The 12,980-nt window shown below is 64.4% G+C and carries 13 protein-coding genes; 4 read left to right on the top strand and 9 right to left on the bottom strand.

The window, feature by feature from the left end; all coding sequences use genetic code 11:
- Positions 1-657 precede the first annotated feature (657 nt).
- Complete coding sequence (locus HG262_RS30990; RefSeq protein WP_248293363.1) at positions 658-996, bottom strand: hypothetical protein; 339 nt, start codon at positions 994-996, stop codon at positions 658-660.
- A gap of 134 nt (positions 997-1,130) precedes the next feature.
- Between HG262_RS30990 and HG262_RS14685 the strand changes: the two genes are divergently transcribed.
- On the top strand, positions 1,131-2,084 hold the full coding sequence (locus HG262_RS14685; RefSeq protein ID WP_169271716.1) for a LysR substrate-binding domain-containing protein: 954 nt from the start codon (positions 1,131-1,133) through the stop codon (positions 2,082-2,084).
- An 80-nt stretch (positions 2,085-2,164) separates the two neighbouring features.
- On the opposite strand, the gene HG262_RS14680 is transcribed toward HG262_RS14685, so the two are convergent.
- Positions 2,165-3,682, bottom strand: coding sequence for an acetyl-CoA hydrolase/transferase family protein (locus tag HG262_RS14680; RefSeq protein ID WP_169271715.1), 1,518 nt, complete (start codon positions 3,680-3,682; stop codon positions 2,165-2,167).
- A gap of 246 nt (positions 3,683-3,928) precedes the next feature.
- On the opposite strand from HG262_RS14680, the gene HG262_RS14675 reads away from it, so the two are divergent.
- Positions 3,929-4,855, top strand: a complete 927-nt coding sequence (locus tag HG262_RS14675) for a LysR family transcriptional regulator (RefSeq protein ID WP_169271714.1) — start codon at positions 3,929-3,931, stop codon at positions 4,853-4,855.
- Between the two features lie 225 nt (positions 4,856-5,080).
- Complete coding sequence (locus HG262_RS14670) at positions 5,081-7,486, top strand: DUF3772 domain-containing protein (protein WP_169271713.1); 2,406 nt, start codon at positions 5,081-5,083, stop codon at positions 7,484-7,486.
- A gap of 30 nt (positions 7,487-7,516) precedes the next feature.
- Here the strand turns inward: HG262_RS14670 and HG262_RS14665 are convergent, their stop codons facing one another.
- The 3 genes from HG262_RS14665 to HG262_RS14655 form a co-directional block, all read right to left on the bottom strand.
- On the bottom strand, positions 7,517-8,218 hold the full coding sequence (locus HG262_RS14665; protein WP_169271712.1) for a hypothetical protein: 702 nt from the start codon (positions 8,216-8,218) through the stop codon (positions 7,517-7,519).
- Positions 8,219-8,262: 44 nt separating this feature from the next.
- Positions 8,263-8,739, bottom strand: a complete 477-nt coding sequence (locus HG262_RS14660; protein WP_035214242.1) for a hypothetical protein — start codon at positions 8,737-8,739, stop codon at positions 8,263-8,265.
- Between the two features lie 388 nt (positions 8,740-9,127).
- The gene (locus HG262_RS14655) at positions 9,128-9,526 is read right to left on the bottom strand and encodes a hypothetical protein (RefSeq protein WP_248293362.1); all 399 of its coding nucleotides are present in this window, start codon (positions 9,524-9,526) and stop codon (positions 9,128-9,130) included.
- A gap of 106 nt (positions 9,527-9,632) precedes the next feature.
- Between HG262_RS14655 and HG262_RS14650 the strand changes: the two genes are divergently transcribed.
- Positions 9,633-9,923, top strand: a complete 291-nt coding sequence (locus HG262_RS14650) for an antibiotic biosynthesis monooxygenase family protein (RefSeq protein ID WP_169271710.1) — start codon at positions 9,633-9,635, stop codon at positions 9,921-9,923.
- Between the two features lie 3 nt (positions 9,924-9,926).
- Here HG262_RS14650 and HG262_RS14645 read toward each other — a convergent pair whose 3' ends face one another.
- From HG262_RS14645 to HG262_RS14630, 4 genes are all read right to left on the bottom strand, one after another.
- A complete protein-coding gene (locus HG262_RS14645; RefSeq protein WP_169271709.1) occupies positions 9,927-10,286 on the bottom strand; it encodes a nucleotide pyrophosphohydrolase in 360 nt (119 codons plus the stop codon).
- A 27-nt stretch (positions 10,287-10,313) separates the two neighbouring features.
- Positions 10,314-10,892 (bottom strand): 3'-5' exonuclease, encoded by a 579-nt coding sequence (locus HG262_RS14640; RefSeq protein ID WP_348984393.1) that lies wholly within the window; start codon positions 10,890-10,892, stop codon positions 10,314-10,316.
- Positions 10,893-10,935: 43 nt separating this feature from the next.
- Entirely contained in the window at positions 10,936-11,160 is a 225-nt protein-coding gene (locus tag HG262_RS14635; RefSeq protein WP_169271708.1) for a DUF1653 domain-containing protein, read from the bottom strand.
- A gap of 112 nt (positions 11,161-11,272) precedes the next feature.
- Positions 11,273-12,757, bottom strand: a complete 1,485-nt coding sequence (locus HG262_RS14630; protein ID WP_169271707.1) for a methyl-accepting chemotaxis protein — start codon at positions 12,755-12,757, stop codon at positions 11,273-11,275.
- Positions 12,758-12,980 lie beyond the last annotated feature (223 nt).

Raw genomic sequence — 12,980 nt, 5'->3', positions numbered from 1 at the left:
TTAGCAGCTATCGAAACATCAGAAGCACCCATTCGGGTTAACCCTAAGTTTTCGGCAACTGCCAAGCCTGAAACTATAACACAACTTTTGCAGATTATGCAACCGGCTTTTGCCTGACTCGCATCTTATCTTGCAACCCCGCCGCTTTCGCGGACAGCCCTGGATTTCAGGGGTTGGTTACCACCTCAGGTGGCTAGCAAAAGATCCGGGTAAACCCTTAAATCTCATCACCAGCCAAGCCCAAGACTATAGCACGATTTTTGCAAATTGCGCAACTGGCTTTTGCCTGATTTGCTGCAATCCTTGCAATAACCGCTTGGCATCCATTCCTGGGCGCTTCGCGGCAGACTGGCGGGGTTGCCCCGGGTTTTCACCTTGCCTTGCCTGTTGTGCTTGCTTGGCTTCGCGGTTCAAAAACTGTCTGAACTGCGAAGGAGCGAGACTATAGCACAAGTTTTAGGGTTGTCATGCTCGGGAAGCAAAGACGGCGCTAATTTCCGGCGAGCGGGCGGAATCGGGCTCTTCTCTCTATATATAGGTGCGCACCTATATATAGCGAGAAGCGGCTCCCCCGTCCCGATTTCAAAAAGCGAAAGCGCCGGTCTTCCTGAGGAAGAACCGGCGCCCGGCCCATGCGCCCCTTCGCGTTGCGAAGGGCTACCAGCGCATGTAATCCGTGTGCTTCAGGCGCTCCAGGTCACGTTGCAGGGTGGTTTCGTTGACGAGCCAGTTGGGCGCCCCCACGTCTTGCAGGATGTGCGGGTCCATGTCGGCGGCGAGGTTGCGCAGCCGGGACTCGGCGCGGCGCTTGCAGTAAGCGGCCCACAGCTTGCCCAGCCAGCCGCCGGACCGCCCGGCGGCGTCCTGCTGATTGGTGTTTTGCGGCCTCTCGCCTTGTGCGCCGATGGGGACGGAAGACGGCGCCGCCGCCGCGAGGGCGGGTTGCCGCGCCGGCCGGAAATGGGATGCGGGGGACGTGCAGGTTTGGGCAGACATGATGGGCTCCTGGGTGGATTCCTGAACTTAGGACCTTTTGGTAAGCGTAGTCGCCCAACCCCAGGGTGAAAATCGAATTGTTTTCGGTGAATTGGTCAGCTAAGCTAACCAAAAATTATTTTCCCTGGAATCCCATGCGTTTGCCTTTGAACACCCTGCCCGCTTTCCGCGCGGTGGCCGAATTACAGAATCTGCGGGCAGCGGCTGATCGGCTGCACCTGACGCACAGCGCGGTCAGCCAACAGATCAAGGGGCTGGAGGAGCAGTTGGGCTTTCCGCTGTTTGAACGCAGCGGGCGCGGCATCGTCTTGAACAGCGCGGGCGCCGCGCTGCTGTGTAGCGTGCAAAGCGCGCTATCGGTGCTGGATGAGGGGGTAATGGCCGCTGCGGCCGCGGCGACGGGCAGCGAACAGCGCTTGCGCGTGTCGGTGCTGCCATCTTTCGCACAGCGCTGGCTGCTACCCCGCATGGCGCGGTGGCGGGTGCGGAATCCCGGCTTGTCGCTAGAGATCGAGACATCCCAGCAAGTCGTGGATCTGGTGCGCGACGGCTTTCATGCCGCGCTGCGGTTTGGCCGCGGGCCTTGGGCGGGTGTGGAATCCGAGCCCTTGTTCGACATGCCGCTGCCGTTGATTGCACTGGCGTCGCCCGAGACGGCGGCGAAGCTGGAGGACAATTCCCCCGAGACCCTCGCCCGCCAACCGTTGCTGGGCGAACGTGAAATGTGGCAGCACTGGTTCAATGCCGCCGGCCTGCGCACGCCGGTCATGCCGGTGGCCACTTTCAACGACGCCGGGATGATGCTGCAGGCGGCCGAGCAGGGTTTGGGAATTACGCTGGGCCGCGAATTGCTGGCCGCGGATGCCCTCTGCGCCGGGCGCCTGGTGCAGATATCGCCCATGAGCGTGCAGTATGAACAGGCGCAGACCTACCACCTGGTCTATCCGCCGAGCCTGCGGGAGTGGGCGCCGCTGGTCGCGTTGAAACAATGGCTGCAAGACGAACTTGAGCTGTCCCGCTGCGCCCTGGTCACCACGACGACGGAGCCGGATGCCCCGCCTTCGGAATCGGGACGAAAAAAAAGGTAAAGCAGCTTCCGCTCCTTTACCCCTACCCAAACACGGCGCCCGGCTGACGCCGTAACGGCGGCAGTCAACCTTGCGGCGCGTCAGGCCGCCTTGCGCGCGGGTGACGTCACCGGCTGCATCGAGTCTGTTTCATTGAAGCGCTGGTGCCACGAGAACGCCTCTTCCAGCAGATGGGGCGTCTGGCCGCCGCGCTGGCAGGCGCGGTCGAAATAGTCCTGCAGGGCGTCACGGTACGACGGATGCACGCAATGCCGGATGATGGCGCGCGCGCGCTCACGCGGGGCCAGGCCCCGCAGGTCCGCCAGACCGCATTCGGTCACCAGCACATCCACGTCGTGCTCCGTGTGATCCACGTGGGACACCATCGGGACCACGCTGGAGATATCGCCGTTCTTGGCCATCGATTTGGATACGAAGATCGCGAGGTGGGCATTGCGGGCGAAATCGCCCGAGCCGCCGATGCCGTTCATCATGTGCGTGCCGCCCACGTGCGTGGAGTTCACGTTGCCGTAGATGTCGAACTCCAGCGCCGTGTTGATGCCGATGATGCCCAGCCGGCGGACGATTTCGGGCGCGTTGCTGATTTCCTGCGGGCGCAGCACGATGCGTTCGCGATAGTGCTCGATATTGGCCAGGATCTTGTCGTAGACGGGCTTGGACACCGTGATGGACGACGCCGACGCGAAGGCGAGCTTACCCTGATCCAACAATTCGATGGCGCTGTCTTGCAGCACTTCGGAGTACATCGTCAGGTTCTCGAAATCCGACGACTCGAAGCCGTGCAACACCGCATTGGCGATGGTGCCGATGCCGGCCTGCAGCGGCAACAGGGCGTTGGTCAGCCGGCCCGCATCGACTTCGCCGCGCAGGAACGTGTTGATGTGGCTGGCGATGGCGTTGGTGTCGTCGTCGGGCGGCAAGGCGTTGGACGGGCTGTCGGGCTCATGCGTGATGACGATGGCGGCGATCTTGCCGGGGTCCACCTCGATGAACGGCTGGCCGATACGCTGGTCCACCGAAACCAGGCCTATCGGCTGACGCGCGGGACGGTCCGCGGGCACATAGATGTCGTGCAGGCCTTCAATGGCGGCAGGCACGCCCACGTTCAATTCGATGATGATCTTGTCGGCCTGCTGCGCGAACGAGGCTGAATTTCCCACCGACATCGTCGGCACGATCGCGCCCGATTCCGTGATGGCGGCCGCCTCGATGATGGCGACGTTAATCGGTCCGATATGGCCAGCGCGCAATTGCTCTACGGTTTCAGAAAGGTGCTGGTCGATGAAGGCGATTTCACCTTGATTGATCTTGCGGCGCAGCGTGGTGTCGACCTGGAACGGCATGCGGCGCGCCAGCGCATTCGCCTGGGCCAGCATCTTGTCAGTGTCGTGGCCCAGCGACGCGCCGGTGATCAGCGTGATCGCCAGGGGCTCGCGCTCGGCTCGCGCCGCCAACGCCGCCGGCACGGACTTACAGTCCCCGGCCCGCGTGAAACCACTCATCCCCACGGTCATGCCGTCCTGAACCAGCAATGCCGCCTGATCGGCGGAGGTGATCTTGGCGCGCAACCCAGGGTGGCGAATACGGTCGAGATGCATGGTGTCTCCAAATTTAAAGGCCAACGGCTTGCGGCCGGGCGCGGCGAGGCCGCCTATCAGCGCCCGGGCGCCGTCTTTCGCGGCGTTTCCCGATATCCCGGTGCGGCGCATGGCTGCTTCCGGGACGAATTTTCCGCAGTATAGGAAGGCCTGCTTAAATCTCGTAATGACTTAAAATCATTCAAACCAGTCGTTTTTTTCATCAATTGACGTTTTGCGCGCAACGCGCCTAGGGAGCCTCACGCCATGGACGTGCGTGCATTGCGGTATTTCGTGGAGACTGTCCGGCACGCCAGCTTCACGCAGGCGGCCAAGGCGCTGTTCGTCACGCAATCGACCGTCAGCAAGATGATTCGCCAACTGGAAGAAGAAGCGGGCACGCCGCTGTTGATCCGCGACGGCCATACGGCGCGGCCTACGGATACCGGACGCGTCATGTACCAGCGGGGAATTCAAGTGCTGGAGACGATGCGGCAGCTGTCGGAAGAATTGCGCCAGACCGCCGGCCTGGACCGCGGTGCACTGGAGGTCGGCATCCCCCCGATGATCAACCTGCTGTTCACGCCGGTCGTGAAGCGATTCCGGGAGCTGCACCCGGGCATCCACCTGACCTTGCGCGAGGGTACGGGCCAGGCCGTCGAAGGGTTGGTCGCCAGCGGCGAACTGGAAGTGGGCGCCACCATCCTGCCCATCGCCCCTGACGGTGGGCTGGCGGCCCAGCCGTTCGGCAGCTACCCCATCTGGGTGATCGGTCCGCCCGACGCCCCCTGGGCCGGTAAGACATCCCTGCCCTTGAGCGCCTTGCGCGATGCGCGGCTGCTGATCCCTACCGACGACTTCGCCGTCACCCGGCGCCTGCGCCAAGCCTTTGCCGACGCGGGCTTTCAGCCCGGCATCGCAGCGCAAAGCGCGCATTGGGATTTTCTGGTGGCGATGGCGTCTGCCGGATTGGGCGTGGCGCTGCTGCCTGAACCGCTGATGCAACGGATGAAGACGCGAGGCCTCAGCACGGCGAAACTGGCCAAGTCCGGCATGCAATGGGAAGTCGGCCACATCTGGCTCCAATCCGGGTACATGTCCTTTGCCGCCCGCGCCTGGCTGGACGTGTGCGACGCGGTGCTGGGCAAGCCCAAAAAATCGGTTGCCCGAGATGCGCCAGCCCGCCCGAGTTGATTCCAAACGTTGACCTGGTAATCGCGGATTGCCGTCGGCCGCGTCCGACGGCGCCCACGACGCCCGGGCGCCCTATCCGGCCCTGTTTCCGCCCCCCGTGGATTGGCCAGGCTGCCGCTGGAATCGCTGTCTGTAAATCGGGGACGCGTCACTAGTTTTTGTTGCAACGGACCCGCCCGCGGCTTGTTATGCTGCCGCCTCGACGCGAGTGTCTCGCACAAGAATATGACCCAGATCCGCATTCCCCAGCTCTTACGCACCCGGCGCCTTTACGCGCCCCAGATCGCCGCGCTTGTCGCGGCGTTGTTGTTGGCGCTCTGTCTGCTCCCCGCCTTCGCGGCTCCGCCGCCCAATCCGGCGGAAACCGAAACGCTGCTGGCCGCCGCGCGCAAGCAGATCGACGACATCCGCAAACGCGTGGCCGACGAGACCGATGACGCCACGCTCGTCAAACAGCGCGGCGACGCGTTGGACATCCAGTCAAAAGCGGATGCGGCCAGCGAAGCCCTGGCGCCCCAGTTGACCAGCCTGACCGCCAGGTTGAGCGAATTGGGCGCGCCGCCAGAAGGCGGTAAGGAAGCCCCCGACGTGGCGGCCCAGCGTACCCAGCTGGAAAAAAGCAGCCGCGCGCTGGATGCGCAGATCAAGCTGGCCCGTTTGCTGTCCGTGGACGCCGGGCAGACCGCTGAGCAGATTTCAGCGCAGCGCCGCACGCAATTCCAGGCACGACTGGGCGAGCGCCGCGACTCGTTCCTGTCCAAGCAATTCTGGGTGGAGTTCCACGAGGAGTTCCCGCGCGACCTGGAACGCCTTGAAGCTTTGCGCGACGACCTGTCCACCGCCATCCGCCAGACGCCAACCTGGGGATGGTTGCTGCTGGCCGCGGCGGCGGCGCTGACGATCGCGCTGCGCGTCTGGATCGGCCGGCTCTTCCTGCGTCTGACGGCGACGCGTGTGCCTCCGGGCCGGCTGCGGCGCTCGTTCCTGGCGGTGGCTCAACTGACGTTGTCGGTGGCGACACCGGGCGTGATCGCGCTGCTGATCCACGCCGGCCTGGACTGGAATTCGCAGTTATCCGACAACACGGGCGCCCTGCTGGCGACGCTGGTTGCGACCGTCTGCTTCGGCGGGTACGTGTCGGGCCTTGGCAATGCGCTGCTGTCGACGCATCGCCCGTCCTGGCGCCTGCCTCCCATCAGCGATGCGGTGGCGACGCGCCTGAGTTGGCTGCCCAATCTGCTGGGCACGCTGGTCGTCATGATCTGGCTGGCCGAACGCCTGCCGGTGCTGTTGAACGCCAGCCTGACGACGACAATCACGCTGACCGGCATCGTCGCCGCGATCATCATGACCACGATGGCCATCGTGCTGGCCATCTGCCGCAGGCTGCGCCGCCTGAGCATCCAGGAAAACGATGCGCCCGCCCCCTTCTGGACTTCGCTCCTGCTGGGCACGGTGTGGACGGTGCTGATCCTGGGCCTTGCCTGCTTGCTGGCCGGGTACGTGGCTTTCGGCGCCTTCCTGACCAAGCAGGTGCTGTGGACGTTGATCGTGCTGGCTTCCGCTTATCTGGTGTCGACGCTGATCGAAGACGGCTTCAGCACGCTGCTGGGCACGTCGCACCGCGAAGGCGAGAACGAGGGCCCCAGCCTGCGCGACCAGGCGGCCGTGCTGCTGTCCGGCATCGGCCGCGTGGCCGTGGGCTTGTTGGCGGTGATCCTGCTGTTGGCGCCCTTCGGCGAAGGGCCGGCGGATCTGTTGCAACGCTTTGACCAGCTGCGCAAGGGCCTGGCGATCGGCGAAGCGCAGATCCGACCCGGCGCGGTGCTGCAAGCGCTGATGGTGCTGGGCCTGTCGCTGCTGAGCGTGAAGATGCTCAAGCGCTGGCTGTCGAACCGCTACCTGCCGACCACGGAACTCGATCCCGGCATGCAGCTGTCTGCCGCGACCTTGTTCGGATACGCGGGGTTTGTCCTGGCGGTCGCCTTGTCGTTGTCAGCAGCCGGCATCGGCCTGGAACGGGTGGCATGGATCGCCAGCGCGCTGTCGGTGGGTATCGGTTTCGGCCTGCAAGCGGTGGTGCAGAACTTCGTTTCGGGCCTCATCCTGCTTGCCGAGCGCCCCGTCAAGGTGGGCGACTGGGTGTCGTTGGGCGGCGTCGAAGGCGACATCCTGCGCATCAACGTGCGCGCTACGGAAATCCAGATGGGCGACCGGTCCACGGTGATCGTCCCGAACTCGGAATTCGTGACGAAGACGGTGCGCAACGTGACCCGTTCGAACCCGTTGGGCCTGGTGCAGATCAAGCTGCCGCTGCCGCTGTCGACGGACGCGGAGCAGGTGCGCGAATTGATCCTCCAGGCCTTTGCCGACCACGAGGACGTGCTGGACGCGCCCGCGCCCAACGTGTTCCTGGACGGCATCGAAGGCGGCCACCTGATCTTCAACGCCAAGGGCTATGTATCCTCGCCGCGTGCGGCTTACGGCGTGCGCAGCGCGATGCTGTTCACGGTGCTCAAGCGCCTGAATGACGCAGGCCTTGAGGTGTCTTCGCCCCCCACAATGCTGCTGGCCTCCGCGCCCCTGCCGGAGACGGCGTCCGGCGCCGTCGCGCCGCCCGCCTCCACCTGAACCGGCTTGCGCCCCTGACGCGCCCAGGCGTCATCCGGGCGAATACAGATCGGCGAATTGCTGCCGCTCAAGCCTCGGATTGCGCAAGGGCGGCGACGCCAGCGCGGTGGTTTGAACGGCTTGCACCGGATACGCCTGCCCGGCGGGCGCCGCAGGCCTGGCCTGGCTCTGCGCCGGTGCCGGTGCCGGCGGCACGACGACCGTGGTCGTGGTCGGCGACGTCTGCGCGACCGCCGTGGTATCGAAACGATGATCGGCCGTGGTCAGCGCCGGATTGGTGCAAAGTCCTTGCGCCACCAAGGCGGCCTTGGTGCGGTCGTCGGTCTGGCACAGGATGTCGATGGCCGCGGTCTCCAGCCGGCGCGAGCGGTCCGCATCCTTGGTGGAGGCGGCTGCCTGCATCGTGCGTTCGAAGTTGCGCCGCAGGCTGCATTTCTGGTCTTCGATCGGTATGGCGACGTTCATGCCGAAGCCCACCACGGAGCCCCCGCCGCCTGCCGACACCATGCAGCTATCCGACGAGAACGAACCATAGAAGCTCTGGCCACCCACTGGCGGGACCGTCTTCACGGTACTGGAACCGCTGTTGTTGGAATTGAGCGTGATGCCCTGGTTGTTGCCGGCATTGGTCGACCCTGACGACGCGGATGTCGTGGAACTGGAGTTACTGGTCTGCGCCGCGGCCGTGCATGCCGCCAGCGACAGGGAGATTGCAAGCACTATCGTTTTCATGATGTCCCCTCGACCGGACGGCCGAAGCCGCCCGGATAATTGGGTCAGTGGTTGAAGCCGGAGATGTGGCCCACCCCGCCCACACCGCCGATCGACCCAAACGCGCCGATGTTGCCGGCAACGAATGTCCCCGTCGCTGAGGCGGCGGTGTCGGTCTTGCCGAACGACGCGCCGCCGTTGGCGATGCTGTCGCCAACCATGATGGGCGCGTTGCCCGTCACGTTGCCGTAGGATTCGCTGGTGGCGTATTGGCGCGTGCTGGTGACCACTTGCGTGCCGTCCCGGTTGAACGTGCCGCCGACCTGCGCGACGCCGCCCGTTTCTCCAAACGATGTCTGGCTGGAAGACCCGTAGCCGTTGACCTGGGTCGCCACCACCGAACTGCCGGTGGAAACCGACGACGCCGTGCCATTGATCGTGCCGGCATGGCCGGTGATCGACACGGAAGGCATGCCCGGACCGCTGGCATAGGCCGATGCGGCAAACAAGGTCATGGCTGCGACTGCTGCGAGCTTTTTCATTTGAGCTCCTCCTGATCCGCTTCATGCGGATGCACAGGTGCCGGTGGCCGACCGGCGCGGACCGCTACGTCCCTCCCCCGTGCCCGCACGAAGACGAGTGGCGTGGGACTTTTGTATTGGTACGGAATGATTGCTCCGTCCTAATCATGTCGATATCGGTTAAACGGGCGACCGCGTCTTTGTGGACGAGGGTCGCCTGCCGATCGGCGAGCGAAACAGACGAGCGCGCGGGCGTCTCGCCATGCGTATGGACGATGAAAAGCGAGGCAGAAGGCTGCCTCGCGCAAGGGCACTCAACTTTAAGGATGGGGCGGCGCGCCGCCGGCTCGGACAAGGCGCCTAGCACGCACGCCGGTAGGCAAGGCGCTGATGGCCTTTAGGCTGACTGTCAGCCGGACCGGGCGGGCGCAAGCGTGAAGAACTGCACGGCTTCGCGGCGGGCCAGCCAGAGATCGCCGGCGACAAGCACCAGCAGGAAGCCGCATTCCGCCAGGGCCAGGTCGGCCAGCACGCGGTAGCCGGCCAGCATCGCGATGCCCAGCGCACCGGCCAGCCAAGCAGGCCAGGATGACGTCATGCCTGGTACGGGAAGACGGGAAGGACGCAAGCCGCGGCTCCAGCACAGCCAGGCCATCAGCGGCAGGCACAGCACTGACAGGGGGATGTAGATGGCGATCGCGGACATCACGACCTCCACGCTGAACGGCGTGTTGAGCGCCAGCGCCGTGAAGGCGATGACGGCGATGCCGACATACCACAGCAGGCGAACGGCAATGAGACGAGTCAAGGTGACGGCTCGAAGATTCATCGGGACGGGCTGGAACAGGAATTTTCAGCCATACTACTCCGGCCGGCCGGGCCTTACCTGGCCCCATTTATTTGGAGACACCGTCATGATCCAGGAGATTGCCAGCATTCATGTCCGCGAAGGACAGGAAGCGCTGTTCGAGGCAGGCGTCGTGCAGGCCAAGCCACTGTTTCTGCGCGCCCGCGGATGCCATGGCATGGCGCTGCACCGGAGCATTGAACAACCGCAGCGCTATACGCTGGTGGTGGACTGGGAAACGGTCGAAAACCACATGGTGGATTTCCGCGAATCGACCGATTTCCAGGAATGGCGCCGGCTTGTGGCCGGCTTCTTCGTCGAGCCGCCGCAGGTCCACCACGAACAGAAAGTGATCTGACCGTCAGGCCGATTCGGGCGGATCGTCGTACTTGCGGGCGCTGCCCGCAAAGCGGTCCGCCGGGTACTTCTGCGCGTTCTTCACCATCTTTTTCGCCACGGCATCGGCGATGTCGATGCCCAGTTGATCCGCCAGCGCCACCAGGTACATCTGCACGTCGGCGATTTCGTCCGCGGCATCCGCGAGGCGCTCCGGCGCCATATTGCGCGACTCGGCCTCGGTCAGCCATTGGAACAGGGACACGAGTTCGCCGGCCTCGCCCGACAGGGCCATCGACAGGTTCTTGGGGGAGTGAAACGGCTGCCACGCCCGTTCCGCCGTGAAGGCCCGCACCGCAAGTTTGATCTGTTCCAGGTCGGACATCGGATTTTCCAGGCAGAGGATGCCGCGTCAGGCCGCGGCCAGGCGCGAGCTGGCCGCCAGTGCCACGGCTACCGTCGTGCGCACGTCGGCCAACGCGCGGTGAGTCGGATCCGACGCGCCCACGTGGCGCGCCAGTATCTCCAGCTTATGCGAAGGCAGTTCAGGCCAGGCCCGCCGCGCCAGCGCCAGCGTGCAATGGGTAGGATTCGCGAAGGGCAGGCCGGTCTGGTCTGCCGCGGCGCCCAGGAATCGCCGGTCGAACGAGGCATTGTGGAAGAACACGGGCAGATCTTCCACGAATTCGAGGAAGGACGAAAACGCCTGCACCACGGGCACGCCGTGGCGGTCCACTTCTGCCTGGGTGATGCCGGTCAGCCGGGTAATGAAAGACGGCACGGGCGACCTCGTGCGCACCACCTGCGTGTACTCACGCGCCAACGCACCGGAGGCTTCGACACGAACCGCCGCGAACTCCAGGATCTCGCAGGTGGAGGTGGACAGCCCGGTGGTTTCCAAGTCGGCCACGATGAACGGGCCGCGCAGCGCCTGCAAGGCCGAGTCCAGCGCGGCGGTGGCCTGCGTCCGGTTGACGGTCGAACGCGACACCCCGCCGCTGGCCCGCGGCCGCCGGTTGAAGAACGTCACCGCGCTACTCCGCCGGGTGCAGCGGCGCGAAGCGCGGCGAGCCGTCGGCCAATTGGCCAAAGAACAGCGTAGCGGGCCGCACCCACAAGCCACGCTCGTGCGGCCAAAGATGTTCGTACACCACCATGGACTCTTCGGTCTCGGAATGGCGGGCGGTGCCCACGTACAGGTAAAGGCCGCCCTTGTAGTGGCGGTGCGAGGCAAGGGCCAGCGCTTCGGATTCGGTCATGGACGGATGCCGCAAATAGAGCGGCCTGGGCGGAAGCGATCCGGCCCAGGCCAAGGATTCAGACAATACCGTCTTTATAGCGCACTCGCGCGGGCGCCGGCCCGCGCGGCGGTCAGTAACGCACGTACTCCAGCACCGGTTTGGGCGGCAACGGCGTATTCGCCGCCTGCCGGGCACGCATCTCGGCGGCCACGGGCTTGAGCACCTCGGCCTGCCGGCGGCCTTTGCGCGCGGCCTGCGCATCAGCCGCATCCTGCGTGGCGCGCAGCGTCTGGGCGGCCTCGGCGGTCATCTGCGTGATGTCTTCTGTGACATCCGCCAGCTTGGCCGATTGCCCCAGCGACACGTTCACGACTTCCGCCATGATTTCGGTGACGCGACGCGACGATGCCACGATGTCTTCCATCGTGGCGCCGGCAGACTGCACCTGCCCAGCGCCATTTTCGATCTGTTCGACGGACGTCGTGATCAACCCCTTGATCTCTTTGGCGGCCGCAGCGCTATTTTGCGCCAGGCTGCGGACCTCGGCCGCGACCACCGCGAACCCCTTGCCGTGCGCGCCTGCCCGGGCGGCTTCCACGGCGGCATTCAAGGCCAGGATGTTCGTCTGGAAGGCGATGCCGTCCATCACGCCGATGATCTCGGAGATGCGCCGCGAGCTGTCAGTGATGGCGCCCATCGTCTGCACAACGCCTTTCACCGTCTTGCCGCCCTGCTCTGCGACCTTGCTGGCGTCCAGCGCCAAAGCGTTGGCCTGGCTTGCCCGCTCGGCGTTTTCCGTGAGCCCCTGCACCGCCACCCGCAACGTCTGCGCAGCCGTAAACCGCTTGGTGATGTCGGTGGCGTACTTCACGACTTTGAAGGGCCGCCCTTCGGCATCGAAAATCGGGTTGTAGCTCGCTTCGATCCAGACTTGGCGCCCGCCCTTGCCGATGCGCAGGTACTGGCCGGTGTCATGCTGGCCGCTGCGCAACTTGCGCCAGAATTCCTGATAGGCCGCCGTGCGGGCCTCTTCGGGCCGCACGAACATGCTGTGGTGACGGCCTTCGACTTCGGACGCGTGATAGCCCACGGCATTCAGGAACAGGTCATTGGCGCGGATGATCGTGCCGTCCAGTTCGAACTCGATAATCGCCTGCACTTTGGAAATGGCCGCCAACTGGCCCTCGGTGTCCGCCTGGCGTTGCTGCTGGTCGGTAATGTCGGTCGCGTACTTGACCACTTTCATCGGCCGGCCGCGCTTGTCGAAAATGGGGTTGTACGAAGCTTGAAGCCAGACGTCCCGGCCGTCGCGGCGGACGCGGCGATAACGGCCCGCGTCATAGGCGCCCTGGCCGAGCTTCTGCCAGAAAGCCAGATATTCGGCGGATTCGCGTTCGTCGGGGTCGATGAACATGCGGTGGTGCTGCCCCTGGACCTCGTCCAGGGAATAACCCATCGTATCCAGGAAATTCTGATTGGCCATCAGGACGTGGCCTTCCAAATCGAATTCGATGACGGCCTGGGCTTTATGGATCGCTGAGAGCTGGCCGTATAGGTCCGCCTTTTGCATACCGCGTTCTGCGCGGAACAGGCGGCTGAGAGTAATCCATTGCATGATGGCGTCTCCTGCCAAGGGATGGGACGAAGTTTCTGAAAACGATCGACAAGCGGAATCTCTGAATCAGAACTGCTTGGCGCGTCCCAAACTCAGGCAATGCGTGCCGCGCCGCATGCACTTGCTACCTGGAGGTCCGTCGCCACAGCGGTAACGGCAGGTCTGAACAGAAAAATAAGCACACAAAAATGTATCCAGTCGAAAATATTTAATCCTAAAAATG

Origin of the sequence: Achromobacter sp. Bel, assembly GCF_012928505.1 — a bacterium.
Classification (GTDB): Bacteria; Pseudomonadota; Gammaproteobacteria; order Burkholderiales; family Burkholderiaceae_B; genus Achromobacter.
Note: the sequence above shows the minus strand (reverse complement) of the source record. Positions and strands in the feature narration are given on the sequence as shown.